Origin of the sequence: Microbacterium aurantiacum, from assembly GCF_031625015.1 — a bacterium.
In the GTDB taxonomy this organism is placed as follows: domain Bacteria; phylum Actinomycetota; class Actinomycetes; order Actinomycetales; family Microbacteriaceae; genus Microbacterium; species Microbacterium aurantiacum.
Genome location: NZ_JAHWXH010000003.1, coordinates 204,169 through 228,972 on the forward strand (window position 1 = coordinate 204,169; position 24,804 = coordinate 228,972).

The following is a 24,804-nucleotide window of genomic DNA, read 5'->3' on the forward strand; positions in this document are numbered from 1 at the left end:
GGACGGCCGGTTCCCGACAGGCGCGCCGTGCCGGGCCGAACCGTCCCGGGGATCACCCGTAGGCTCGGTGGATGACCGATGATGCGCTCGCCCGTTCCTTCGGCGCGGTCTCGGGCGTCTACGAGTCCGGTCGCCCGGGATACCCGCTCGAGGTCGCGCAGTGGCTGTTGGAGCCGGTCGTGAGCCCGATGCGGACCGCCCGCGTGGTCGATCTCGGTGCCGGCACGGGCAAGCTCACCCGCGTGCTGCGCGAGGCGGGTGCCGATGTCGTCGCGGTCGACCCGGACGCGGCTATGCTCGCCGAGCTGCGTGTCCGCGTGCCCGGGGTCCCCACGTTCCAGGGCGCCGCCGAGCGGATGCCGCTGCCCGACGCCTCCGTCGACGCGGTGGTGGTGGCCCAGGCATGGCACTGGGTCGATCCGGCGGAGGCCGCCGCGGAGGTGGGACGGGTCCTGCGGAGCAGCGGAGTCCTGGGGCTGGTCTGGAACATCCGAGAGGATGCCGTGGCCTGGGTCGCCGCCCTCACCGCGGCGATGGGCGGGAGCCACGCGGAGGAGATGCTGGCGACCGGCGACGTCCGCGCCGGCGCGCCCATCGGGCCGTGGAAGCGGCGGACGTGGCAGTGGGAGCGCACCCTCACCCGTGAGACGCTCCTCGACATGGTCGCCTCCCGGAGCCGCGTGATCGCCGCATCCGTGGAGGAGCGCACGGCGATCCTCGATCGCGTCAGCGACCTGTTCGACTCGCAGTGCCGCCGCGAAGCGGGGATCGAGGCCGTGGACCTCCCGTACCGGACGGAGGCCTTCCGCGGCATCCGCGCGTGACCGACACGGGGGCGGGCGCCAGTCGCACGTAGACTTGACGCCCGTGGCTCTCACTATCGGCATCGTCGGCCTGCCCAACGTCGGCAAGTCCACCCTCTTCAACGCCCTGACCAAGAACGACGTACTCGCGGCGAACTACCCGTTCGCGACGATCGAGCCGAACGTCGGGGTCGTGAGCCTGCCCGATCCGCGGCTGACGACGCTCGCCGGGATCTTCGGCAGCGAGCGCATCCTGCCGGCCACCGTGTCATTCGTCGACATCGCCGGCATCGTCCGTGGTGCCAGCGAAGGGGAGGGGCTCGGCAACCAGTTCCTCGCCAACATCCGCGAGGCGGACGCGATCGCGCAGGTCGTCCGCGGGTTCTCCGACGACGACGTCGTGCACGTCGACGGCGCGGTCAACCCGAAGAACGACCTCGAGACGATCAACGCCGAACTGATGCTCGCGGATCTCCAGACCCTCGAGAAGGCGATCCCCCGCCTCGAGAAGGAGGTCAAGACGAAGAAAGCCGATCCGGCCGTCCTCGAGGCCGCGGGTGCGGCCAAGGACGCGTTGGAGCGCGGCGTCCTGCTCTCGCAGGCCGGTCTCGACCTGGCCCCCATCAAGGAGCTCGGTCTCATGACCGCGAAGCCCTACATCTACGTCTTCAACGTCGACGAAGCGGTGCTGACGGATGCCGCGCGCCTCGCCGAGCTCGAAGCGCTCGTCGCGCCGGCCCGCGCCGTCTTCCTCGACGCCAAGATCGAATCCGAGCTGATCGGTCTCGACCCCGAGGACGCCGCTGAGCTGCTGGCCTCGACCGGGCAGACGGAGTCGGGGATCGACCAGCTCGCGCGCATCGGCTTCGACACCCTGGGCCTCCAGACCTACCTCACGGCCGGTCCGAAGGAATCCCGCGCGTGGACGATCGGCAAGGGCTGGAAGGCTCCGCAGGCGGCGGGCGTCATCCACACCGACTTCGAGAAGGGCTTCATCAAGGCCGAGGTGATCTCCTTCGACGACCTCGTGACCCTGGGATCGGTCGCGGAGGCCCGGGCGAAGGGCAAGGCGCGCCTGGAAGGCAAGGACTACGTCATGCAGGACGGCGACGTCGTCGAGTTCCGCTTCAACAACTGACGTGGCCTTCTCCCGTCCAGATCCACACCCACCGAGAGGACCATCCGTGAGCGACACCCAGATCTTCGATCCCGAGGGGCGTGCGATCCCGTTCGCCGTCGAGGGCGACGGGCCCGTCTCGCTCGTCCTGATCCCCGAACGAGGACTCGACGGCAACCCGCTCGGTGTGGTCTCGCATTACCTCGCCGAGGAGGCGGGCTTCCACATCGTCCGCATCGGCGTCGACCCCGAAGCGCCCGACGCTGTGGCGTCGACGCTGGCGGTCATCGACCACGTGGGGCTGGAGCGCACGTGGATCGGCGGTCACGGGGCGGGTGGCACGCTGGCTCGCCGGATCGCGGCGGCGCACTCCGATCGCCTCAACGGGCTCCTCCTCCTCGGCGTCGAAGACGTCGACGTCGCGCTGGCGCCGGTCATCCCGGTCCTCATCATCCAGGGTGCCGACGACGACGTGACGCCGCCCTCAGCGGGCGAGACCTTGCAGGCCACGGCGCCGGAGCGGGCCAGCGTGAAGACGCTGCCGGGCACCGGGCACCTCTTCCCGATGATGGAGCCCGTCGAGACGGCGGTCATCATCGAGGAGTACCTCGACTGGGACTGAGCGGACTGCCGAGCGGATTCACCGGGCGAAGCGGTCGATGAGACGGATGACCGTCGGCAGCCCGCGCGAGGACGCCCGTCCGCCCGTGAGCGTCTCGATGAGCGGTGTCGCGTTCCCCTGCTGAGCGACGTCGTTGCGGACGAGCGCCCACCCGTCACCGCTGGCGACGAGGGCGCATCGACGTCGCCCGGCCTGATCGGCGATCTCGCCCGAGTCCGCGGTGATGGTCCCACCGTCGTGGAGGGTCACCTCGTAGAGCCCGGGCGTATCGGCATGCGGAATCTCGGCGATCTCGGCGAGCCGCGCGAGCGGGATCCAGAAGATCTCGCGCGCGTGACCCGACCGCTCTGCGACGGCGACCTCGGCGACCTGCGCGACGCTCGCCGGATCGTCCGCGTCGAACAGGACGGTTCCATTGCTCTGGAAGGTGCGGATGTCGCGGCATCCGGCGTCGTCGAATGCGCCGCGGATGTCGTCGGTCGTGGGCTGCCCACGTTGTCCCTGGTTGACGTTGCGGAGGAACGCGACGAATCGCTCGGGCTTCAGCGGAGGGGCGGCGTCGCGGGGCCCCTCGGGAAACCGACTCAGCGGCCCTGGCGCTTCTTGTACGGCTTCGGCTGGCCCTTGACGATCGGCGCGCGCCCCTTGCCCTTCGAGGCCTTCGCCTTCCCTCCCGCGGGAGCAGGTGTCGATGGAGCCGTCGGCGCCGCCGCGATTCGAGCGCGTGCCTCCGGAAACAGCGCTTCCCCCGCCGCCGTCAACCGCGTCGGCGTGACGTTCCGTTCGAAGAGCGGATGCCCGATCTCCTCCTCGAGCCGGTCCACGGCCGAGTAGACCGCGGGGAGTCCGACGCCGAGACTCTCGGCCGCCCGCGGGAAGTGCAGCGTCTCGGCGACAGCGACGAATCGTCGAAGATCGGTGAGCTTCACGGATGCCGTCCTGCCGTCGTCGTGGTCGCCCGGGCGGGCTCTCCCAGGCTAGTCGGAAGGGAGGGGGAGTGTCGGCCGGAGCCTCTACTGTCGAGGCATGCCGACGCAACCGACCGACGAACCTGTCGATGACTTCCTCCGACGTGTCACCCCCGTGCGCAGACGCGAGGACGGCGAGAAGCTCGTGGAGATCTTCGCCGAGGTGACCGGCGTCGCTCCGGTGATGTGGGGACCGTCGATGATCGGTTTCGGGAGCTTCGCCTATCGCTCGCCCGTCAACCCGCGCACCCGTGGAGTCTGGCCGAAGGTCGCGTTCTCGCCCCGTAAGGCGAGTCTCTCCCTCTACGGGCTGAAGGATCTCCCGGACGGTGAGCGGCTCCTGCCCGCCCTCGGCCGATACACCGAGGGCGCCGGGTGCGTCTACGTCCGACGACTCGACGACATCGACCTCGACGTCCTCCGTCGCCTGATCGCCATCGCGTGGTCGAGAGGGGATGATCCCGACCCGTCGTGATGTCGTCCGCAGATCGGCGTGGCGACGTCGCCTGGCTCACCCCCGGCCTCGACATCGAAACCTCGACGGGATTCGGATCCGGGGGCGAGGCGGGTTCCTGAGCGGGCTCAAACGCATTGTCGGCGGCGGTCAGCTCTTCCTCACGCAGTACACCGCCGGTGCGGGCGGCGGATTCGTCGCGTTCGCCGCACAGCTGCCCGGCACGATCCGCGAACTCCGGGTCTTCGGCGACTCGCTCTTCCTTGCGCAGCTGCACGGTCCCGGTCACGTGTGGTTGCAGTCCATGACGCCGGCGAAGCTCGCCGCGGCGATCGAGCCGTACCTGCCCGACAGGTCCTCGGGGTCGTCGGACAACGGGTGACCGTTCAGCGGGTCTCGGCGGGATCCGGGTCGCCGAAGTAGGACACCGGACCCCAGGCCCGCTGCACCGAGATCTCGCCATCGAGGAGAGTGAACTGCAGGGACGTGCCGATGGGGAATCGGGCCCGAAGTTCCTCCGGCATGCCGGCGGTGACCTTCATGGCGACCACGGCGGGGAAGGCGCCGGCACCGCACCCTGAACCCCAGATCGATCCGGAGTAGTAGTCCGAGTCGTCGATCAGATCGTCGCTCAGGAGGAACAAGCACTCGTCGCTCGCGCCGGTGCGCCGCGCGTCGTCCGTGGTGAGGGGACGGATGCCGTGGAACACCTCGTACGCATCGCCGGCGCGTTCGGGGCCGCCGAACGCCCGCGGCCAGACGAACTCGGTGTCCGCGCCGAGGGTCGCGACGCCGCCGGTGTCGTCCTGGAACTGCCTCGTGGCGAAGACGGCGACGGCAGCGGAGACCATCGCCGCCACGATGACGGATGCCGTCCACATCAGGGCGACGCGGCGCCGACGCGTGCGCGGGTGGCCCTCCTCCGTCGAAGGTTCTTCCTCGGGGACCGCGCGGACGCCTGGACCGAGCTCGTGGGGGTCGTCGTGCTCGGTCGTCCCCTCCGGCCGCGGGACGTCCGCATCCGGAGGGGGCTCCCGGTCGGAGGATGCGTGCTCGGGTGAGGTCGGTGGCGCCGCAGGGCCGACGCGACCGTCTTCGAGCTCGCGAAGCCGGGCGAGCGCCTCCGGGTCCTCTGCGATGTCCGCATCCGGTCCGTACGCCCGTGCACGCAGCACCGCGAGTTCGTCCCGCGCATCGATGCCCACAGCCCGATGGTAGGCGCGCGTGGACCCGCCGGGGACCGTTCACGGCGGATCCGCGCGCAGTGCCGTGCTCGAATCAGTCGCGCGCGTGCGTATCGTGCTCGACGACGGGGGCCGCGGCGTCCGCTTTCGCGGCATCGTCCTGGCCGCCGGGACCGCCGAGGTCCGCATCCGCGCGCACGAGGCGTTCGATCTCGGCACCCGTCTTCTCGTCGACGGCCTTCCAGTACGCGAACGCCCGCTGAAGGACGTCGCCCTTCACACCGCCGAGGAGGTGGCCCGCGACCGTGCGGACGAACGTCTGCCGCTGCGCGTCGTCCCACACGTCGCGGACGAGGGCGCCGGCCTGGGAGAAGTCGTCGTCGTCGGAACGGGGCGTGTAGGCGGCCCGGACCATCGGGCCGTCGGACTCCCACCCGGGATCCACGACGCCGACGTTGTCGGCGTAGCCGCGACCGAAGGAGTTCGGCGCGTACACCGGGTCGTCTCCGCGGTGCTCGTAGGCCATGGGGCCGTCTTGCGTGTAGGAGTTCAGCTCCACGCGCGGCCGGTTGACCGGTAGTTGCAGGTAGTTCGCGCCGATGCGATGGCGGTGGGTGTCGGCGTAGGCGAAGGCGCGCCCGAGGAGCATCTTGTCGGGCGAGAAGCCGATGCCCGGAACCAGTGCCGAAGGCTCGAATGCGGCCTGCTCGATCTGGGCGAAGAAGTTCTCCGGGTTGCGGTTCAGCGTCATCGTGCCGACGGGGATGAGCGGGTAGTCCGCGTGCGGCCACACCTTGGTGAGATCGAAGGGATTGATCCGGTAGCCGGCGGCTTCCTCGTACGGCATGACCTGCACCGACAGGCGCCACGACGGGAAGTCTCCACGCTCGATCGCTTCGAACAGGTCCCGACGATGGAAGTCGGCATCCTCTCCGGCGATCTTCGTCGCATCGGCATCCGTCAGCCCCTTCACCCCCTGCGCGGTGTGGAAGTGGTACTTGACCCAGAACCGTTCTCCGGCGGCGTTGACCCACATGTAGGTGTGCGAGCCGTATCCGTTCATGTGGCGGTAGGAGGCGGGGATGCCGCGGTCGCCCATGAGGTAGGTGACCTGGTGCGCGGACTCGGGGTTGAGGCTCCAGAAATCCCACTGCATGTTGTTGTCGCGGAGGCCGTTGCCCCCGCGTCGCTTCTGCGAGCGGATGAAGTGCGGGAACTTCATCGTGTCGCGGATGAAGAACACCGGGGTGTTGTTGCCGACGAGGTCGTAGTTGCCCTCGTCGGTGTAGAACTTGAGGGCGAAGCCTCGGGGGTCGCGCCATGTGTCGGGGGAGCCCTGCTCCCCGGCGACGGTGGAGAAGCGCGCGAGCATGTCCGTCGTCGCGCCCGGCTGGAACAGCCCTGCTTTCGTGTAGGCGCTGACGTCCTCGGTCGTCTCGAACGTGCCGAAGGCGCCGGATCCCTTCGCGTGGACGTTCCGCTCGGGAATGCGCTCGCGGTTGAAGTGCGCCATCTGGTTGAGGAAGTGGACGTCGTGCAGGACGATCGGGCCGTCGGCTCCGACGGTGAGGCTGTTGCGGTCGCTCGGCGCCGGTGCTCCGGTGTCCGTCGTGGAACCGAGGGCGGCTTCGGCGGACGGGGCGGTCGCCACGGTCTCGTCGTCCGCGGGGCGGGGCAGGTCTGGCATGGAAGCTCCTTCTCCGGACGTCGCACGCGTGGACGCCTCTGTCCCGACCAGACCACCACCCTGATCCGGCAGGGTCAACGGGATGCGCCCGAGCGGCAGAACGTGTAAGGCGAACGTGCGAGAGTGGTCGTGTGGACGAGGAGGAGCCTACGACGGCGGAGGCGCTGATGCGCTCGCGCTTCGCCGCATTCCACGCCGGCGACGTGCCTTGGCTGCTGCGGACCTGGCATCCCTCCACGAGGCCCGCGTCCCTCGACCTCGATGGCAATCCGCGGTGGCGCGGTCTGCAGATCGTCGACACGGTGGGCGGGCGCGCGGACGACCACGAAGGGATCGTGGAGTTCCGCGCCACCTATCTCGAGGCGGGGCGCGTCGGGGTCCTCCACGAGCGCTCGCGGTTCGTCCGTGAAGCCGGCCGCTGGTACTACCTCGACGGCGACGTGCGCTCCGGCACCGCCGACGATGCGTCGGGATGACTCACTCGGAGACGGACACGCTCCGGTCGAAGGCGACGTAGCCGGAGAAGTCGGTCCCGACGCGGTCGAACGCGCTCGGGTACGGATGCGGGTAGGCCCACGCCTTGTCGGCGAGGACGTCGTCGCCGTGGACGATCGAGTAGTACTGGCACTCGCCCTTCCACGCGCACGTGTACGGCGTCGGACTCTCGGCGAGGAGGGAGAAATCCACGGTGTCCGGCGGGAAGTACCAGTTGCCCTCGATCTTGAGGAGCCGGTCCTCGGGCGCGTCCGCCAGGACGACACCGTTCATCGTTGCGCGCATCGTCGTTCTCCCGTCATCGGAACGAGCGTCACCTGTCCGGCGGCGCCCGGCTTCAGCCTAGAGTCTTCCCGACGGCCTGGGCTCATGTCGGATCAACGCTCGTCGACGCGGGCCGGCCAGACCGGCAGCGGGTCGTCGTAGCCCTCCCACGCGCGCGGACCTGCCGCCAGTTCGTCGTCGGTGAGTGCCGCGTCATCCAGTGCGGAGAAGATCCGTGTGCCGTGCAGATCGACGCCGATGAGGGCGAGCTCCTGTCCGGTCGTCAACCAGCCCTCGTCTTCCTCGAGCGGGTCGATCCACATCGCCGACCCGACCTGCTCCCAGCGTGCGAGGACGCCTGGCCGCGTCGCGAGCCGGCACAGCCCGGCGGATCGCAGGAGGACACCGTGCCGTCCGCTCTCGAGATCGTCCAGGGCGCGTACGAGCCGCGTCGGGTGGAACGGACGCAGCTGCTCGTAGCGCAGAGTGCGCACGCGCGGGTCGGTCATGTAGGGATCGTGTTCGCCGTTGAGGGCGAGCACCCATCCGGCGCGATCCCGCCACGGTCCGACGGGTTCGTCGACACCGCTCGCCCGGAGATCCGCCAGGGCTCCGCGCGAGAGTCGTATACGAGCGCCCGGATTGAGGTGCGAGGCCAGGGCCATCATCATCGACAGCTCCGTCGTCGAGGACCGCCGCCACTCGACCAGGATGATCAGGTGCGCGCATTCGAGCGCGCGTACCGCGCGGCGGGCTCGCGCTCCGATGTCTCCGCGAGGGTCGCCGGGGAGTGCACGCTCGTACACGGGCGCGAGGTCGCTGAGATCGTCGAACATGTGACGGGCGTCGACCACGCACACCACGCGATCGCCCGCTATGTCGAGGATCGGTGCGGGGTCCACGTCGGTCTCGAGGTCGAGGACCAGCGCTTCGCCCCGGTCGACGGCGCGTGTGATCTCGGCTCCGTCGTGCGCCTCGATCGTCACGGCTCGTCTGGCCGTCGCGGCGGCCAGCTCGCTCGCGTAGGCGCGCCGCTCCGCAGCACACACCCCGATCACCGTGATCGTCTGCCACGGCATGCGTCTCGCCTCCCGTGAAGGCACAACCCGGGGCGCAGGTCGTGCGCCGCCGGGGTCGCGTCTTCGTCATCAACAAGCTGAATCCCCGGTTCAAGGGGCGGCAGGGCTGAATGCTCGGGGTCGGTCCTCGGCGTAGCGCATCACCACCCGCCCGTCGATCGCACCGCGTTCCATGCGCGCGAAGATGTCGTTGACGTCTTCCAGGTGCTCGGTCTTCACGGTCGGGTGGATCTCGCCGCGCGCGAAGAAGTCCAGTGCCTCGACCATGTCCTGGCGCGTTCCGACGATCGATCCGCGGATCGTGATGGCGCGCAGCACCGTATCGAAGATGTCCGCGGGGAAATCACCCGGAGGAAGTCCGACGAAGACGACCGTCCCGCCACGGCGCGCCATCCCTGTCGCCTGAGCGAACGCGCCGGGGTGCACGGCGGTCACGAGGATTCCGTGCGCTCCACCCGTCTGTTGCTGAATCGCTGTGACCGGATCCGTGTGGCGGGCATCGACGGTGACCTCGGCGCCGTGGTGTCGCGCGAGGGTCAGTTTCGCCTCGTCGACGTCGACGGCGGCGACGCGCAACCCCATCGCACGGGCGTACTGCACGGCGATGTGTCCGAGTCCACCGATCCCCGAGATGACCACCCACTGGCCCGGCGCGGTGTCGGTCATCTTCAGTCCCTTGTACACCGTGACACCGGCGCACAGGATCGGCGCCACATCGGCGCTGTCGACGCCGTCGGGAATCCTCGCTGCGAACCGCTCATCGACGAGCATGTACTCGCCGAAGCTCCCGTCCACCGAGTAGCCGCCGTTGCGCTGGTGCGGGCAGAGGGTCTCCCTTCCCGTCCGGCAGAACTCGCACGCGCCGCACGCGCTCCACAACCACGCGTTGCCGACACGGTCGCCCACGCGCATGCTGTCGACATCGTCGCCGAGCTCGACGACGATGCCGCACCCCTCATGTCCGGGGATCAGGTCGGCCTTCGGGGCGACGGGCCAGTCTCCGCGCGCGGCGTGGAGGTCGGTGTGGCAGACGCCGCTTGTCAGGACCCGGACGAGCGCCTCGCCGGGTCCGGGCCGGGGGATCGGCACATCGCGGATCTCCAGTGGTGCGTCCAGTGCCACGACCACGGCGGCGCGCATCGTGCCCAGGGGGTGCACCCCTCGCTCGGCGCGGGGTGTCAGGGGCGTCATGGTGGCCATTTCACCCACATCCTCCGACGGTCGGATGCCGTCCTGATCGGAGGCTACTCCTGTGGTCAGACCACATCAAGGGGTACGGATGCAGATCGCCGGGACCGCGGGTAGCATGGCGGGATGCGTGCTGACACCACCCCCACCACCTCCGTCCCGTCGACCGACGCGGATGAAAAGACCCCCCTCGCCGTCATCTCCGGCGGCGGCGGATGCTGCGGCGGAAGCGCCTGCGGCACCAGCGGCGACTGACCTTCTCCGCCTTCCGGCGATGACCGACGCGCAGCTGCAGATCACTCCGCGCCTCGCGCGCGTTCTGATGTCGGAGGAGGCCATCTACGGACTGATCCTCGTCTCCGGGATGATCGTCGTCAGCGGGTCGGTGATCGGAACCTCGGTGAACGCCTTCCTCACCGTCGCCGTGACGGTCGTCGTCTTCTACATCGCCCACGTGTACGCGGGGACGCTGGGACGGCTCGCCGCGACCGACGGACGTTCCGGAATGCGCCGGAGCCTGCGAGCCGCGGCGCGACAGTCAGCGGGGATGCTGGTCGCATCCGCGGGACCGCTCGTGGTGCTTCTGCTGGGTGTCACCGAAGTGATCGATGACACCTTGGCCATCTGGACGGCACTCGTGATGTGCGCCGTGATCCTCGGCATCCTGGGATGGCTCGCGGTGGCCAAATGGACCCACCACTGGTACACGCGTCTTCTGAGCGCGACCATCACAGCGGGCTTCGGTGGCGCGATCATCCTCTTGAAGGCGATCATCCATCACTGATCCCCGGCCGGCGCGATCCGCCGGGCCGGCGAAGACCGGATCAGTGCGTGGCGATGACGGGGGCGTCCTCCGCGATCTCGTCCGCGGGTTTGCGGATGAGGAATGCGCCGACGAGAAGCGGGAGCGAGAGCACCGCCGCCACGAGGAACGCCGCGCGCGTGCCCGCGGCGCCTGCGGCCGCTTCCTCGAGTCCGGCGGACACGCCTGTGGCGGTGACGGCGGACATGATCCCGATGAGGAGGGCGATTCCGGCCGCTCCCGCCACCTGCTGGATGGTGCCGACGATCGCCGAGCCGTAGGAGTAGAACCGTCGCGGCAGCGAGCCGAGGGAGGCGGTGAACAGCGGCGTGAAGGACAGCGCGAGGCCCAGCGACAGCACCGTCTGGGCGACCGCGATGAACCATACCGGGGTGGTCTCGGTGTACGTCGTGTAGGTCCACAGCATCGCGCTCGTGATGACGGCCCCCGGTACGAGCAGGATCCGCGTGCCGAAGCGGTCGTATATCCGCCCGATGATCGGCCCGGCGAGGCCCATGGCCAGGGCGCCGGGGAGCACGATGAGGCCGGTCTCGAGGGCGGAGATCCCGACGACGCGCTGGAGGTAGAGGGGCAGAACGGTGATCGCCCCGAAGAATGCCAGGGACATGATCGCCATCTGCGTGATCGACAGGGAGAAGTTGAGCGAGCGGAACACCCGTAGATCGAGCAGGGCATCGTCGGTCCGCTGCAGGCGGATCTGCCGCCAGACGAACGCGGCAAGCGAGAGGATGCCGACTCCGAGGGCTGCGGCGAGGGTGAGTGACGCGGTCGTGGCGTCGGCGGCGGCGCTCTCGGCCGTTTCCGCTCCGCCGTGTCCGCCTCCCCCGAGCAGGCTGAGGCCGTAGACGAGACCGCCGAAGCCGAAGCCGGAGAGGATGACCGAGGGGATGTCGATGGCGACGCGCGTGGTCTCGCCCAGGTTCCGGATCCACATCGCTCCGGCCGCCAGCGCCAGGAGGGCGATCGGCAGGACGATGCCGAAGATCCAGCGCCATCCGACGGTGTCGAGGACGAGCCCCGCCATGGTCGGACCGATGGCGGGCGCCAGCGAGATCACGATGCTGACTCGCCCCATCATGCGGCCGCGGGAGTGGGCGGGCACGACGTTCATGATCGTCGTCATGAGCAGGGGCATCATGATCGCGGTGCCCGAGGCCTGGACGACGCGCGCGATGAGCAGGAGCGGGAAGCCGGGCGCGAGGAAGGCGATGAGGGTGCCGAGGGAGAACAGGCTCATCGCCGCGATGAACATCACCCGCGTGGGGAAACGCCGCAGCAGGAAGCCTGTGATGGGGATGATCACGGCCATCGTCAGCATGAACGCGGTCGTGAGCCACTGCGCGGCCACGGCGGTGATCCCGAAGTCGTCGATCAGGTGGGGGATCGCCACCCCCATCGTGGTCTCGTTGAGGATGGCGACGAACGCCGCCGCCAGCAGCAGCCAGATGACGCGCGACTCTTCACGGGTGATCGTCGCACCCGACGCGGGCGCGGCGACGGGGGCGGTCGCGGGTGCGGCCATCGGGAACTCCTCGAGATCGTCGGGGCCACCCGGAGATGGCAAGCCCCCAGGATAACGGCGTGCTCCGACACGGCATTCCCGGATCCGTGGAACGATGCGAACCATGAGCGATCTGCGCCCGCATCACACCGTGGTGCTCCGGCTGTCGACCGCCGCGGGGATCGGCATCCTGATCACGGTCGCCCTCGTCCCCGTGCTGGGGATCGCCGCCGCGCTCCTCGCCGGGTGGGCGGCGCTGGCGGCCACCGCCGTCGTCTGGGTCGTGCTGGTCGTGTGGCCGATGGATGCCGCGGCGACGCGCGCGCACGCGACGACCGAGGATCCCGGTCGGTCGGTGGCCCGGGTCGCCGCCCTCGTCGGAAGCGTGGCCAGTCTCGGTGCGGTCGCCGTCGTGCTCGTGCAGACCGATCGCGCGGGGGAGGTGACCTCGTGGATCCTCGCGGCGATCGCCCTCCTGAGCGTGGCGGCGTCGTGGCTGCTGATCCAGACGGACTACATGCTGCGCGTCGCCCACCTCTACTACTCGGATCCGGTGGGGGGCATCGACTTCAACCAGAGCGAGGATCCGGCCTACTCGGACTTCGCCTATTTCTCGCTGGGGGTCGGGATGGGCTACCAGGTGGGGGACACGAGTGTCCGGTCGAACGAGATCCGGCGGCTGGTCATCCCGCAGGCGCTGCTGGCGTACATGTTCGGCGCGGTCATCATCGGAACGGTGGTGAATCTCGTCCTCGACCTCGGGTGATCCCGCGGTGACTAGGCTGACGCCGTGAGTATGGGTATGCGGGGCGGCGGACCGGGTTTCCGGCCGATCGACACCGACGCGCAGCGCAGGGCGAACGCGCAGGCGCCGAAGATCCCCGACCTCGGCCGGCGCGTGGTGGCCCTCTTCCGCCCGTACCGGTGGAGCATCCTGTTCACCGGAGTGCTGGTCATCGTGGGCGCGGCGATCGCCGTCGTCCCGCCGCTCATCGTGCAGCGGATCTTCGACGATGCCCTCTTCCCGGTCGCCGGCGGCGGACCCGATGTGCCGCTGCTGTGGCGGCTGGTCCTGATCATGGTCGGGATGTTCCTGCTGTCGGCGGCGCTCGGCGTCGTGCAGACCTGGCTGACCTCGACCGTGGGCAATCGGGTGACCGGAGACCTGCGGGTGCGGCTGTTCGAGCATCTCCAGGCGATGGAGCTCGGCTTCTTCACCCGCACCAAGACCGGCGTGATCCAGTCGCGCCTGCAGAACGACGTCGGCGGGGTGTCCGGCGTCCTCACCAACACCGTCACCAGCATCCTCGGCAACGTCGTCACCGTGATCGCCTCCCTCGTGGCGATGATCATCATCGACTGGCGACTCACGATCATCGCCGTCGTCCTGATGCCCTTCCTCGTGATCGTCCAGCGTCGTGTCGGACAGGTGCGGGCACGGATCGCCGCCGAGACGCAGGAATCGCTGTCGGAGCTGACCGCGATCACGCAGGAGACGCTGAGCGTGTCCGGCATCCTCCTGTCGAAGTCCTTCAACCGTCAGCGCACCGAGTCGGCGCGCTACACCGAGGAGAACCGCAACCAGGTGCGCCTGCAGGTACGGCGCGCCATGAGCGGCCAGGGCTTCTTCGCGGTCGTGCAGGTGCTGATGGCGAGCGTCCCGGCCGTGGTCTACCTGGTGGCCGGGTATCTCGTCACCGGTTCCGTCGACGACACGATCACGGCGGGTACGATCGTCGCCTTCACGACCGTGCAGGCCCGCCTGCTCCAGCCGCTGATGGGCCTCATGCGGGTGGCGCTGGACCTCCAGACCTCGGCCGCGCTCTTCGCCCGGATCTTCGAGTATCTCGACCTCGTCCCCGCGATCCGGGACGCCCCGCAGGCCCGTGACGTCGCCGAGGCGCCGGGGCCGGTGGGGCGTATCGAGTTCCGCGACGTCGTCTTCCGCTATCCGGATGCCGCTCCCGACGCGCGCCCGACGCTCCAGGGCATCGACTTCGTCGCCGAACCGGGCCAGCACGTCGCCTTCGTCGGCCCGTCGGGCGCGGGCAAGACCACGATCCTCTACCTCACGCCCCGCATGTACGAGGCGTCTGCGGGCGCGGTCCTCTTCGCGGGGATGGACGTCCGTGCGCTGCGGCAGGAGTCGATCATCGACAGTGTCGGCATCGTCTCGCAGGAGACGTACCTCTTCCACGCCACGATCCGCGAGAACCTCCGGTACGCCAAGCCCGACGCCACCGACGACGAGCTCGTCCGGGCCTGTCGTGCGGCCAACATCGACCACGTCATCTCGGGCTTCGCCGACGGGTACGACACGGTGGTCGGCGAGCGCGGATACCGGCTGTCCGGTGGCGAGAAGCAGCGGATCGCGATCGCGCGGGTGCTGCTGAAGGACCCGCCGGTGCTGCTCCTCGACGAGGCCACCTCGGCGCTGGACACGGTGAGCGAGCGGGTCGTCCAGGAGGCGTTGGACGCCGCCGCCCGCGGGCGGACGACGCTGTCGATCGCGCATCGGCTGTCCACCGTGATCGGTGCCGACGTGATCCACGTGGTCGAGGCGGGACGGATCGTCGAGTCGGGAACGCACGCGTCGCTGATCGCGGCAGGAGGGCTCTATGCCGAGCTCGCCGCGGAACAGCTCGCCGCATCCCGCATCCTCGCGGCGGAGGAGGCGGAGGCGCCGGCAGACCATCCGGACCGTCGTGCGGACCGCCCTCCGGAGGGCCCGATCGATGAGCGCCCGGCGCCGGAGTCCGTCGCGGCGGATGGTCCCGAGCCGGCGTGGGTTCCGCCGGCGGTTCCCGGCGCCTGAGTCGCTCGTCGTCTCCCGCGTCTGCGTCTCACCACAGGCGCGCTGCGTCGAGGGCGCGCTCGCGTGCGGCATCCGTGCTCCGCGGTACCGCCATCCGGTCATCGAGGGCGCGGACGAACGTTCCGAGGTGCCGTCGGTAGGCGTCATCGGGGTGAATGCGCGCAATCTCGATCAGCGGGGGCAGATCGAGCTCCCGGATCAGGTCGACGCGGGCGCGGATCGCCGCCGTCTGGCCCGCGGACGCGAGGACGTCGAGCCCGCCTCCGAGGGCGTCGAGGTAGTCGCGCAGGATCGGCAGGGCGTCCTTGCGCTGCGTGATGGAACTCCCGTCGGCGCGCTCGCGCCACTCCACCACGACGTCCGGGATCGCATCGATCGTCCGCGCGCGCGTGTAGAGCTGCTGGGCGACCACCTGGTCTTCGTAGGCCCGTCCGACGGGGAAACGGATGCCGGTGCGGTGCCACAATTCCGTCCGGCTCGCCTTGGACCAGGCCACGATGTTGCCCGAGACGTCCGGGTGCTCGCGCAGGCTGACAGCCTCGCGCGCGGGCACAGTCGATCGTGCGACCCACGGCTGCACCGTGCCCGGCGTATATCCGCCGGCGGCGGTGGGGCGCAGGCGCACGTAGGCCCCCACGACGAGATCGCTGCCGGTGCGCTCGAGCGTCTCGATCCACCGGCGGAGGGCGGACGGGGTCATCCGGTCGTCGGCGTCGAGGAAGGCGAGGAAGGGCGTGCGCACCGCGTCGATCCCGGCGTTGCGCGCCGCACCCAGGCCCTGTCGCCTCGCGTGGCGGATCACGGTGAACCGCGCATCGCGCGCGGCGGCCTCATCGAAGATCGCCCCGGTCGCGTCGCGGGAGGCGTCGTCCACGAGGATCGCACGCCAGGCGGGCATCTCCTGGGCCTCGAGAGAGGCCACCGCCTCCGCGGCGAAGTCGGCGACGTCGAATCCGGGGACGACGACGGTGACGAGAGGGCGGCTCACGCGCCCGATTGTACGGCCGTCACCGACGCCGCCACCGCATCCACGATCGGGGGGATCGCGGCGGTGAATCCGTGCGGCAGGGTGATGCGGACGGCCGTACGGGCGACATCGGCGTCCACACCGATCGCGGTGAGGACGTGGGACGGCTCGTCGCTGCCGGCCGCGCACGCGGATCCGCTGGAGGAGACGATGCCGCGCCGCTCCAATTCGAGCAGGACCGCCTCCCCGCTCGTCCCGGGGAACACGAAGCTCGCCGTGCCCGGCAGACGGTGGTGCGGGTGGCCGGTGAGGCGCGCGGCCGGCACGGTGTCGAGCACACCGGCGATGAGGGCGTCCCGGGCGGCACCCACCCGCGCGGCATCCGTCGCCCTGTCGTGTTCGGCGAGCTCCAGGGCGGTCGCGATCGCCACGGCGCCCGCGACGTTCTCCGTTCCGCTCCTGCGGCCGCGCTCCTGGCCTCCGCCGTGCAGCACGGGCTCGAGCGGAATACGCCCGCGGACCGCCAGGACCCCGGTCCCCTGGGGGGCGCCGATCTTGTGGCCCGACAGCGACAGGGCGTCCGCTCCGGTCGTCGGGCGGTCGATCGGCAGCCACCCGGCAGCCTGGACGGCATCCACATGGAGGGGGATGCCGCGCGCCGCCAACGCCGACGCTACGGACGGGACGTCCTGCACGGTGCCGATCTCGTTGTTGGCGTACCCGAGGGTGACCAGCGCCGTGTCCGCCCGGACGGCCGCGAGGACGGCATCAGGATCCACGCGACCGTCGGCCCCCACGGTGACGGAGGTGACGTCGAATCCGTGGAAGCGTCGCAGGTGATCCGCGGAGGCGAGCACCGACTCGTGCTCGATCGTCGTGGTGATCAGATGGCGGCGCTCGCGGTGCGCGAGGGCGGCGAGTGAGATCCCCTTCACCGCGAGGTTGTTCGCCTCGGTGCCGCCGGAGGTGAACACGATGTCGCCGGCGCGGACGCCCAGTACCCCGGCCACCCGCGCGCGGGCGTCGGCGAGCACACCGGCGGCGCGCTCGCCGACGGTGTGATGGCTGGAGGGGTTCCCGAATCCGTGGGCGAGGTGGGGGAGCATCGCCTCGAGCACCTCACGGCGGACGGGAGCCGTCGCGGCGTTGTCGAGGTAGAGCACCTCAGACCGGTTCCGGGGCGCGATCGACCCGGACGTCCAACCCGAGGTCGAGGGCGCGGGCGGAATGCGTGAGCGCCCCCACCGAGATCACGTCGACGCCCGTCTCGGCGATCGCCCGCACCGTCTCCAGGGTCACGCCGCCGCTCGCGTCGACGGTCGCGCGGCCGCCGACGATCTCGACCCCCCGACGGAGGTCGTCCAGAGAGAAGTTGTCGAGCATGATCGTGCCGATCCCGGCGGCGAGCACCGCCTCGATCTGATCCAGACTGTCCACCTCCACCTCCACGTGCGTGGTGTGCGGCAGGCGGGCGATCATCTGCTGCAGCGCCTGGGTGACCGACAGGCCCTCCGCGAGGAGGACGGCGACGTGGTTGTCCTTGGCCATCACCGCGTCCGAGAGGGTCCTGCGGTGATTGTGGCCGCCGCCGCACGACACCGCGTGACGTTCGAATGCCCGCAGGCCCGGAGTGGTCTTGCGTGTGTCCGCGATCCGCGCGCCGGTGAGCGCGGTCTCGGCGACGTACTGCGCAGTGAGGGTGGCGATGCCGCTCATCCGCTGGGTGAAGTTGAGCGCGACGCGCTCGGCGGTGAGGATCCCGCGCGCGGGGCCGGTCACGGTCGCCAAGTGAGCGCCGGCCTCGAACGCCTCGCCGTCCGAGATGTGGAGGTCGACCGTCACGCGCGGATCGGTCAGGGCGAAGGCGGCGCGGAAGACTTCTCCACCCGAGAAGACGCCTCCTTCCCGTGCGACGAGCTCGGCGGTCGCGGTCGCGTCCGCCGGGATCAGGAACGCGCTCGTGGTGTCGCCCCAGGGGGCGTCCTCCTCCAAGGCGAGGGCGACGGCGCGGTCGATGACCGATCGGGTGAGCATCAGCTGCTTCCTTCCACGACGAGGTCCGGTGCGGGCGATCGGGGCGTGGGCGCGGTGTCGCGACGATAATGCGCTCCGACCGAGAGGGTGCGCGCCCGCGCCGCCGCGACGAGGTGGGCGGCGACGAGGAGCAGGTTCTCGTCCTCGTACTCCTTCTCGCGGCGTGGCGTCCGTGTGTGCGCGCGCCACGCCGCGATGAGCGCCTCCGTGTGCGAGAGGCCGTCCTCGTCGCGGATGAGTCCCGCACCCTGCCACATCACCTCCTGGAGTCGCCGGCGGGAGAAGACCGGGACGGGGTCGAGCGGCGTGGTCACGGGGACGTCGGCTGCCGGGGCCGCGGAGGCCCCCGCCTCGACGGCGGGTCCGACCCACGTGCCGGCGACGGCATCGGTGCGGATCACGTCCCCGGCCCGCGCGCCGAAGACGGCGCCTTCCAGCAGAGAGTTCGACGCGAGTCGATTCGCGCCGTGGACACCGGTGCGCGCGGTCTCCCCGACGGCGTAGAGCCCCGGGAGGCTCGAGCGGCCGAAGAGGTCGGTCGCGATCCCGCCCATCAGGTAGTGCGCCGCCGGGGTCACCGGGATCGGCTCCCGCGCCCAGTCGAGTCCGCGCTCTCGGACCGCCGCGTCGATCGTGGGGAAGCGCCGTGCGAGGTGCACGGCGCGTGCGGCGGGGTCGCCGGGGTGCACCGGGGCGGCGTCGAGGCGGACGGGCCTGCCGTCCTGTTCCGCCATTCGGCGAGCGATCGCGCGGGCGACGACATCGCGCGGGGCGAGCTCGCCGTCCGGGTGCGCGTCGAAGGCGAAGCGGCGTCCGACGTCGTCGATCAGCGTCGCGCCCTCGCCGCGGACCGCCTCGGAGACCAGGAAGGGGGTGCCGACCGCGATCGTCGTGGGGTGGAACTGGACGAACTCCAGGTCCGCGACGGCGGCTCCGGCGCGGAGAGCCGCGGCGATCCCGTCGGCGGTGGCCACGTCGGGGTTGGTCGAGTGGGCGTAGAGCTCACCCGCACCGCCGGTCGCGAGGACGACGGCGTCGGCGTCGAGCCGCACACGTCGACCCTCGGCGGCATCCGTCTCCCCGAGCAGGAGATCGACGCCGACCGCGCGGGCGCCGTCGCAGACCAGGTCGACGAGGAAGGCGTGCTCGACGACGTCGATGTCGGCCGCACGGAGGGCTGCGACCAACGCCCGCTCGATCGCGGTGCCCGTGGCGTCGCCGCCCGCGTGCAGGATCCGCGGGTACGAGTGCGCAGCCTCGAGGCCCTTGACGAGCGTGCCGTCGGCGGCGCGATCGAAGGCGACCCCGAGGGCGATGAGCTCACGGATGCGGGCCGGACCCTCCTCGACGAGGACGCGGACGGCAGCCGGGTCACCGAGGCCGGCGCCGGCGATCAGGGTGTCCTGCAGGTGCGCATCGGCGCGATCGTCGGGGAACATCACCCCGGCGATGCCGCCCTGGGCGTAGCGGGTGTTGGCGTGTTCGAGCACGTCCTTCGTCGCCAGGGTCACCCGGCATCCGGCGTCGGCGGCGTGGAGGGCCACAGTCAGCCCCGCGATTCCGGACCCGACGACGACCACGCGCACCGGAGCCCGCCCGGACGTCATGACGCGTTCTCCCACCCCGCGGCGACCTCCGGAGACGCCGCCGCGGGCTTGGCGGCGAGCATCCGCTCGAGAGCGACCCGTGCGGGCTCTGCCACCTCGCCGGTCACGGTGATCCGATTGCGCACCTCCCCGGCGACGAGGCCCTCGAGCACCCACGCGAGGTAACCCGGGTGGATGCGGTACATCGTCGAGCACGGGCAGACGACGGGGTCCAGGCAGAAGATCGTGTGCTGCGGGTGGTCGGCAGCCAGGCGCTGAACCAGATTGACCTCGGTGCCGATGGCGAAGGTCGTCGGCTCTGTGGCGGCGGCGATGGCGCGGCGGATGTGATCGGTGGAGCCCGCCTCGTCGGCGGCGTCGACGACGTCCATCGGGCATTCCGGGTGGACGATGACGCGCACGCCCGGGTGGTCGCGCCGCGCCGCGGCGATCTGTTCGACGGAGAACCGGCGGTGCACCGAGCAGAACCCGTGCCAGAGGATCACGCGGGCGTCTTCCAGGGTCCGGGTGTCAGAGCCGCCGAACGGACGGCGCGGGTTCCACAGCGGCATCTGCTCGAGGGGCACGCCCATCGCCTTCGCGGTGTTGCGACCGAGGTGCTGGTCGGGGAAGAACAGCACGCGCCGGCCGCGGGCGAAGGCCCACTCCAGGACCGTGCGCGCGTTGGAGGAGGTGCACACGATGCCGCCGTGACGACCGACGAATCCCTTGATGGCGGCGGAGGAGTTCATGTAGGTCACGGGGATCACCGGGACGCGCCCGGTCGCGTCGACGGCCTCGAGGTCGCCGTAGACCTCTTCGAGCTGCTCCCAGCACTCCTCGACCTGGTCGATGTCGGCCATGTCTGCCATCGAGCAGCCCGCGGCGAGGTTCGGGAGGATCACCGCTTGGTCGGGTCGGGAGAGCAGGTCCGCCGTCTCGGCCATGAAATGCACGCCGCAGAAGACGATCGCCTCGGCGTCCGGGTGCTCCAGAGCGGCGTTGGCGAGTTGGAAAGAGTCGCCAACGTAGTCGGCGTGGCGCACGACCTCCTGACGCTGGTAGAAGTGCCCGAGCACGACGACCCGGTCGCCGAGGGTTTCCTTGGCGGCGCGGATCCGCTCGTCGAGTTCTTCCTCCGAGGCGTCCCGGTAGGAGGCCGGCAGCTCTCCCTGGCGCGGTGCATCCGTCGGGATGACGTCCCCCATCGACGAACCCGGGCCGTAGCCGGGTCGCGCGTCGAAATCCCAGGGTGCGGCGGCCAGATCGGTGTTGCACGTCTGATCGAGGGATTCCCCCGACACGATCGCCTGGATGAGGTGATCGACGGAGGGCTGGCCGGCGGGCGGGGGCGTCAGGGCGATGTTGACGGCGGGCATGTCGTGCTCTCTTCAGTGCGGGGTCGACAGCGGGCCGCGATCGGCCAGTTTGACGTCCTGGTTGTAGCGGTAGAGCCGTGCGGGGCGGTGGCTCCCCGTGCGGTAGCGGTCGGTCGGGATGAGGGTTCCGGAGTTCTCCACCTGGCGTCGGAAGTTCGCGGGGTCGAGCTTGCGATCGAGGATCGTCTGGTAGACCTCGCGCAGTTCGGCGAGGGTGAACTCGTCGCCGAGCAGGCCGTGCGCGATGCGGCTGTAGCCGACCTTGTTCCGCAGCCGCCACAGCGCGTAGTCGACGATCTCGTTGTGGTCGAAGGCGAGCGGCGGCAGTCCCTCCGCGCCGAACCAGCCGACGTTCTCGATTCCGTCCTCGACGATCTCGTCGGGGCGGATGAGGGCCCAGTAGACGATGGACACGACACGGGTGGGGGACCGGTCGACGGCGCCGAACGCGTAGAGCTGTTCCAAGTAACTCGGGGCGAGGCCCGTGGTCTCGGCGAGGGTGCGCGACGCGGCGGAGCCGAGGCTCTCGCGGATATCGAGCCATCCGCCGGGGAGGGCCCATTGCCCCTCGTGCGGATCGCGGGTCCGCCGGACGAGGGGAAGCGCGACGGTCAGCGGCCCGTCGGCCTCGACCGGGCGCAGTGCGAAGATGACCGTCGACACGGCGACGCGCGTCGTATCGCTCGCGGTGGCGTCCACGGCGGGCGTGTCTTCGACGGTAGTTCTTGTCATGGCGACCCTATCTCCGCGATCATCTTAGTGTCGTCGTGACCAGAAGGGCAAACGCGGCCGACGGTGCGGCAACGTCCCAGGTTCCGTGCGTACCCTGGGCTCTCCGTCGGCGTGCAGGAGGAAACCATGATCGTCGTCGACGTCGTCCTTATCGCGCTGCTGATCGCCGCCCTTGTCGGCGGCGCCGCACGCGGCCTCTCCGGGAGCGTCGGCGTGCTCTTGGGACTCGCCGCCGGAGGAGTGGGGGCCTACTGGCTCGTCCCGCTGATCAACGACATCTGGCCCTGGCAGGAGTGGCGCTCGCTTGTCGTCATCGTGAGCACCGTGCTCGTGCTGGTCCTCGGCGCGAGCATCGGCGGTGCCCTCGGCGCCTTCGTCCGACGCGGCGTCGACCGGACCCCGCTGCGCGCGATCGATCGGCTCCTGGGCGCCGCCACCGGCGTCCTCGTGGGTGCGCTCGCGCTGTCCCTCGCGGGCGGGACGATCGCGGCCACGGGAATGCCCGTGGTCTCCTCCGCCGTCTCATCCTCCGCTGTTCTGCGGACCATCGACCGCCTGACCCCGCAGCCCGTGTCGGCGGCGATGGCGGAGCTCCGCGGACTCGTCGTGGACGAAGGCCTCCCGCGACTCGGTGAACTCCTGGAGGTCACGGCGCCGCCGAGCGTGCCGCCGGTGGACCTCGACGATCCCGAGCTCGCCCGGGCCGCGGCATCCGTCGCTCGGGTATCGGGCACCGCGTACGCCTGCGGCACCAGCTCGACCGGCACCGGGTTCGTGATCGCGCCCGACCGGGTCGTCACGAACGCGCACGTCGTGGCCGGCGTCGACGCACCGGTGGTGGAGCTCCCCGGCATCGCCGCGCGGGAGGGACGTGTCGTGTGGTTCGACCCCGTCGACGATCTCGCCGTCATCGCCGTCGAAGACCTCGGGGTGGCGCCGCTGCCGACGGTCGACACCTTGAGTCCCGGAACGGCGGCGGTCGTGCAGGGCTACCCGCTCGGCGGGCCCTTCACCATGATCAGCGCGGGTGTCCTGTCGGTGGGAACCGTCCCGGTGCCCGACATCTACGGCGACAGCTCCGCGCCCCGGGACATCTACTCGCTGCAATCGGCGGTGCGTCCCGGAAATTCGGGCGGGCCGCTCCTCGATGCGCAGGGACAGGTCGCCGGTGTCGTGTTCGCCCGCGGCGAGGACGACGCCGAACGCGGGTACGCGGTGACCATGACCGAGCTCGCGCCCGTGATCGACGCGGCGCCGGGACTCGCGGATGCCGTTTCGTCCGGACGCTGCACGACCTGAGCGCTATGCTGGCCGCACAACTGCACATCCGGCCCACGACCCGGACGGGAGAGCCCTGGCTTCGGCCAGGCACCGAAGGAGCAAGCCTCCCCGCCAATCTCTCAGGTACGCGTACCGTCCCGGTCGGCCGACTCTGAAAAGTGACCCCGCATACGGGGTCCGCCGACGGTGAAAGCACGGTCCCGCCTCTCGCGGGTCGCGCGAAACTCTCAGGTTCATGACAGAGGGGGAGTTCGACGACGTCATCCGACGTCGGCCCGCCCGACGCCGGGAGAACTCATGACCGATCTGCGCACCGCCCTCTACGACCGCCACGTCGCACTCGGGGCGACCTTCACCGACTTCGGCGGGTGGTCGATGCCCGTCCGCTACAGCTCTGATCTCGCCGAGCACCACGCCGTCCGCACCGCGGCGGGCCTGTTCGACATCTCGCACATGGCCGAGTTCCGCGTCACCGGAGCGGGTTGCGGAGCATTCCTCGACGTCGCGTTCGCGGGTCGGCTCTCGACGATGCCGATCGGGAAGGCGAAGTACTCGCTCCTGCTGAACCCTCGGGGAGGGATCGTCGACGACGTGATCGCGTACCGTCTGGCGGAGGATCACTTCCTGGTGATCTCCAATGCAGGGAACCGCGCGGCGGTCGCGGAGGCGCTCCCCGCGCGTGTGCCGTCCTCCGCGGAGGTCTCCATCGACGACATCAGCGACACGATGAGCCTCATCGCGGTGCAGGGGCCCGCGGCCGCGGAGATCCTCGAGGCCACGCGGGGGATCGAGCAGATGAGCCCGGCGCTCGCGGACCTTCCCTCCTACGCCTTCTCGACGGCCGCGTTCCAGGGAAGCCCCCTCTTCGTCGCCCGCACGGGCTACACGGGTGAGGACGGATTCGAACTCCTCGTGGCGAACGAGGATGCCGGGGGCCTGTGGGACGCACTCGCGCTCGCCGGCGCACCGCTCGGGCTCGTTCCGGCCGGCCTCGCCGCGCGGGACACGTTGCGCCTCGAAGCGGGGATGCCCCTGCACGGACACGAGCTCACCGAGGACATCCTGCCCACACAGGCAGGGCTCGGGCGGACCATTGCGACGGACAAGGAGGACTTCGTCGGCAAGGAAGCCCTGGAGGCGGCATCCGACGATCTGCCCGTCCTGGTCGGCCTCGTGTCAGAGGGACGGCGCGCCGGTCGCGCCGGGTACGCCGTCTTCGACGGGGAGGAGCGCGTCGGCGAGATCACCAGCGGCGCCCTCAGCCCCACCCTGGGACATCCGATCGCGATGGCCTTCGTCTCGCCGGAGCGGAGCGCGCCCGGCACGCCCCTGACCATCGACGTCCGCGGGACGCGGATCCCCGCGACCGTCACCGCCCTGCCCTTCTACCGGAGGAAGAAATGACCGACATCGCCGCACTGAAGTACACCGCCGAGCACGAGTGGGTCGCCCTCGAGGGCGATGTCGCCACGATCGGCATCACCGACTACGCCGCCGACAAGCTCGGCGATGTGGTCTTCGTCGAGCTCCCCGCCGTCGCCTCGCCCGTGACCGCGGGCGCGGTCTGCGGTGAGATCGAATCGACGAAGTCGGTCGGCGAGCTCTATGCGCCCCTCGACGGGGAGGTGCTCGAGGTGAACGAGGCGGTGGTGGACGATCCGTCGCTGGTGAACTCCGCCCCGTTCGGCGAGGGGTGGCTGCTGCGGCTTCGCGTGGAACCCGCGACCGTGGCGGACCTGATGGACCGGGACGCCTACGTCGCCCTGACCGGTGGTGACGCGTGAGCGACCGTTCTGCGCCGTTCGCACCGGCATCCTTCGTCGAC

28 protein-coding genes, 1 pseudogene and 2 riboswitches are annotated in these 24,804 nt (G+C 70.4%); of the genes and pseudogenes, 14 read left to right on the forward strand and 15 right to left on the reverse strand.

The annotated features are described in order from the left end of the window. Positions 1-71: 71 nt before the first annotated feature. Genes KZC50_RS13765 through KZC50_RS13775 form a run of 3 tightly spaced genes read left to right on the forward strand, consistent with a single transcriptional unit; the run spans position 72 to position 2,542 of the window. A complete protein-coding gene (locus KZC50_RS13765) occupies positions 72-824 on the forward strand; it encodes a class I SAM-dependent methyltransferase (RefSeq protein ID WP_310892045.1) in 753 nt (250 codons plus the stop codon). A gap of 43 nt (positions 825-867) precedes the next feature. Next, positions 868-1,941 (forward strand): redox-regulated ATPase YchF, encoded by a 1,074-nt coding sequence (ychF, locus tag KZC50_RS13770; protein WP_310892046.1) that lies wholly within the window; start codon positions 868-870, stop codon positions 1,939-1,941. Between the two features lie 46 nt (positions 1,942-1,987). Then, positions 1,988-2,542, forward strand: a complete 555-nt coding sequence (locus tag KZC50_RS13775) for an alpha/beta fold hydrolase (protein WP_310892047.1) — start codon at positions 1,988-1,990, stop codon at positions 2,540-2,542. An 18-nt stretch (positions 2,543-2,560) separates the two neighbouring features. On the opposite strand, the gene KZC50_RS13780 is transcribed toward KZC50_RS13775, so the two are convergent. The 3 genes and pseudogenes from KZC50_RS13780 to KZC50_RS13785 form a co-directional block, all read right to left on the reverse strand. Then, positions 2,561-2,791, reverse strand: a complete 231-nt coding sequence (locus KZC50_RS13780) for a hypothetical protein (RefSeq protein ID WP_310892048.1) — start codon at positions 2,789-2,791, stop codon at positions 2,561-2,563. Between the two features lie 45 nt (positions 2,792-2,836). Beyond that, positions 2,837-3,235, reverse strand: a pseudogene (locus KZC50_RS15690) (DUF1697 domain-containing protein); the annotation flags it as partial. Then, on the reverse strand, positions 3,127-3,471 hold the full coding sequence (locus KZC50_RS13785) for a LysR family transcriptional regulator (protein WP_310892049.1): 345 nt from the start codon (positions 3,469-3,471) through the stop codon (positions 3,127-3,129). The pseudogene KZC50_RS15690 and the gene KZC50_RS13785, both read right to left, overlap by 109 nt. A 97-nt stretch (positions 3,472-3,568) precedes the next feature. Here KZC50_RS13785 and KZC50_RS13790 point away from each other — a divergent pair, with 97 nt between their 5' ends. Together KZC50_RS13790 and KZC50_RS13795 are read left to right on the forward strand one after the other, a co-directional pair. After that, positions 3,569-3,985 (forward strand): DUF1801 domain-containing protein, encoded by a 417-nt coding sequence (locus KZC50_RS13790; protein WP_236968789.1) that lies wholly within the window; start codon positions 3,569-3,571, stop codon positions 3,983-3,985. Further along, entirely contained in the window at positions 3,966-4,346 is a 381-nt protein-coding gene (locus KZC50_RS13795; RefSeq protein WP_310892050.1) for an AIM24 family protein, read from the forward strand. Before KZC50_RS13790 ends, KZC50_RS13795 begins: the two co-directional genes overlap by 20 nt. A 4-nt stretch (positions 4,347-4,350) precedes the next feature. On the opposite strand, the gene KZC50_RS13800 is transcribed toward KZC50_RS13795, so the two are convergent. Next, positions 4,351-5,169: a hypothetical protein gene (locus tag KZC50_RS13800; RefSeq protein WP_310892051.1), complete on the reverse strand. Its 819-nt coding sequence runs from the start codon at positions 5,167-5,169 to the stop codon at positions 4,351-4,353. 73 nt (positions 5,170-5,242) lie between these two features. Beyond that, positions 5,243-6,835 (reverse strand): catalase, encoded by a 1,593-nt coding sequence (locus tag KZC50_RS13805; protein WP_310892052.1) that lies wholly within the window; start codon positions 6,833-6,835, stop codon positions 5,243-5,245. Between the two features lie 131 nt (positions 6,836-6,966). Between KZC50_RS13805 and KZC50_RS13810 the strand changes: the two genes are divergently transcribed. Continuing rightward, positions 6,967-7,311, forward strand: coding sequence for a YchJ family protein (locus KZC50_RS13810; RefSeq protein ID WP_310892053.1), 345 nt, complete (start codon positions 6,967-6,969; stop codon positions 7,309-7,311). Between the two features lies 1 nt (position 7,312). Here KZC50_RS13810 and KZC50_RS13815 read toward each other — a convergent pair whose 3' ends face one another. Beyond that, positions 7,313-7,615 (reverse strand): DUF427 domain-containing protein, encoded by a 303-nt coding sequence (locus KZC50_RS13815; RefSeq protein WP_053548905.1) that lies wholly within the window; start codon positions 7,613-7,615, stop codon positions 7,313-7,315. Between the two features lie 92 nt (positions 7,616-7,707). After that, positions 7,708-8,673, reverse strand: a complete 966-nt coding sequence (locus tag KZC50_RS13820) for a GTP-binding protein (protein WP_310892054.1) — start codon at positions 8,671-8,673, stop codon at positions 7,708-7,710. A 14-nt stretch (positions 8,674-8,687) separates the two neighbouring features. Between KZC50_RS13820 and KZC50_RS13825 the strand changes: the two genes are divergently transcribed. Then, on the forward strand, positions 8,688-8,783 hold the full coding sequence (locus tag KZC50_RS13825; protein ID WP_310892055.1) for a 50S ribosomal protein L36: 96 nt from the start codon (positions 8,688-8,690) through the stop codon (positions 8,781-8,783). On the opposite strand, the gene adhP is transcribed toward KZC50_RS13825, so the two are convergent. Continuing rightward, a complete protein-coding gene (gene adhP, locus KZC50_RS13830; protein ID WP_310892056.1) occupies positions 8,764-9,873 on the reverse strand; it encodes an alcohol dehydrogenase AdhP in 1,110 nt (369 codons plus the stop codon). The genes KZC50_RS13825 and adhP overlap by 20 nt on opposite strands. A gap of 114 nt (positions 9,874-9,987) precedes the next feature. Between adhP and KZC50_RS13835 the strand changes: the two genes are divergently transcribed. Further along, complete coding sequence (locus tag KZC50_RS13835) at positions 9,988-10,116, forward strand: hypothetical protein (RefSeq protein WP_257730661.1); 129 nt, start codon at positions 9,988-9,990, stop codon at positions 10,114-10,116. A 19-nt stretch (positions 10,117-10,135) separates the two neighbouring features. Then, positions 10,136-10,645, forward strand: coding sequence for a hypothetical protein (locus KZC50_RS13840; RefSeq protein WP_236968785.1), 510 nt, complete (start codon positions 10,136-10,138; stop codon positions 10,643-10,645). Positions 10,646-10,685: 40 nt separating this feature from the next. Here the strand turns inward: KZC50_RS13840 and KZC50_RS13845 are convergent, their stop codons facing one another. Beyond that, positions 10,686-12,206 (reverse strand): DHA2 family efflux MFS transporter permease subunit, encoded by a 1,521-nt coding sequence (locus tag KZC50_RS13845; RefSeq protein ID WP_310892057.1) that lies wholly within the window; start codon positions 12,204-12,206, stop codon positions 10,686-10,688. A 103-nt stretch (positions 12,207-12,309) separates the two neighbouring features. Here KZC50_RS13845 and KZC50_RS13850 point away from each other — a divergent pair, with 103 nt between their 5' ends. Then, the gene (locus tag KZC50_RS13850) at positions 12,310-12,951 is read left to right on the forward strand and encodes a DUF1345 domain-containing protein (protein ID WP_053548908.1); all 642 of its coding nucleotides are present in this window, start codon (positions 12,310-12,312) and stop codon (positions 12,949-12,951) included. Positions 12,952-12,981: 30 nt separating this feature from the next. Continuing rightward, positions 12,982-15,000, forward strand: coding sequence for an ABC transporter ATP-binding protein (locus KZC50_RS13855; RefSeq protein ID WP_301133644.1), 2,019 nt, complete (start codon positions 12,982-12,984; stop codon positions 14,998-15,000). Positions 15,001-15,028: 28 nt separating this feature from the next. Here the strand turns inward: KZC50_RS13855 and KZC50_RS13860 are convergent, their stop codons facing one another. Genes KZC50_RS13860 through KZC50_RS13885 form a run of 6 tightly spaced genes read right to left on the reverse strand, consistent with a single transcriptional unit; the run spans position 15,029 to position 21,698 of the window. Further along, entirely contained in the window at positions 15,029-15,988 is a 960-nt protein-coding gene (locus tag KZC50_RS13860) for a glycosyltransferase family 2 protein (RefSeq protein ID WP_236968782.1), read from the reverse strand. Further along, positions 15,985-17,130, reverse strand: a complete 1,146-nt coding sequence (locus tag KZC50_RS13865) for a cysteine desulfurase family protein (protein WP_301133468.1) — start codon at positions 17,128-17,130, stop codon at positions 15,985-15,987. The genes KZC50_RS13860 and KZC50_RS13865 overlap by 4 nt, the downstream gene beginning before the upstream one ends. Position 17,131: 1 nt before the next feature. Further along, positions 17,132-18,001, reverse strand: a complete 870-nt coding sequence (gene nadC / locus KZC50_RS13870; RefSeq protein ID WP_310892058.1) for a carboxylating nicotinate-nucleotide diphosphorylase — start codon at positions 17,999-18,001, stop codon at positions 17,132-17,134. Further along, a complete protein-coding gene (gene nadB / locus KZC50_RS13875; RefSeq protein ID WP_310892059.1) occupies positions 18,001-19,608 on the reverse strand; it encodes an L-aspartate oxidase in 1,608 nt (535 codons plus the stop codon). Before nadB ends, nadC begins: the two co-directional genes overlap by 1 nt. Then, on the reverse strand, positions 19,605-20,966 hold the full coding sequence (nadA, locus tag KZC50_RS13880; RefSeq protein WP_236968779.1) for a quinolinate synthase NadA: 1,362 nt from the start codon (positions 20,964-20,966) through the stop codon (positions 19,605-19,607). The genes nadB and nadA overlap by 4 nt, the downstream gene beginning before the upstream one ends. A 12-nt stretch (positions 20,967-20,978) precedes the next feature. Further along, a complete protein-coding gene (locus KZC50_RS13885) occupies positions 20,979-21,698 on the reverse strand; it encodes an NUDIX hydrolase (protein ID WP_310892060.1) in 720 nt (239 codons plus the stop codon). Between the two features lie 126 nt (positions 21,699-21,824). Between KZC50_RS13885 and KZC50_RS13890 the strand changes: the two genes are divergently transcribed. The 3 genes from KZC50_RS13890 to gcvH all read left to right on the forward strand — a co-directional run bounded on the left by KZC50_RS13890 (position 21,825) and on the right by gcvH (position 24,763). Beyond that, positions 21,825-22,997 (forward strand): MarP family serine protease, encoded by a 1,173-nt coding sequence (locus KZC50_RS13890; RefSeq protein ID WP_053548914.1) that lies wholly within the window; start codon positions 21,825-21,827, stop codon positions 22,995-22,997. 35 nt (positions 22,998-23,032) lie between these two features. Further along, positions 23,033-23,124: riboswitch (glycine riboswitch) on the forward strand. Beyond that, a riboswitch (glycine riboswitch) is annotated at positions 23,125-23,231 on the forward strand. A 45-nt stretch (positions 23,232-23,276) separates the two neighbouring features. Next, complete coding sequence (gene gcvT, locus KZC50_RS13895; RefSeq protein WP_310892061.1) at positions 23,277-24,383, forward strand: glycine cleavage system aminomethyltransferase GcvT; 1,107 nt, start codon at positions 23,277-23,279, stop codon at positions 24,381-24,383. After that, entirely contained in the window at positions 24,380-24,763 is a 384-nt protein-coding gene (gcvH, locus tag KZC50_RS13900) for a glycine cleavage system protein GcvH (RefSeq protein WP_301133456.1), read from the forward strand. The genes gcvT and gcvH overlap by 4 nt, the downstream gene beginning before the upstream one ends. Positions 24,764-24,804: the final 41 nt, after the last annotated feature.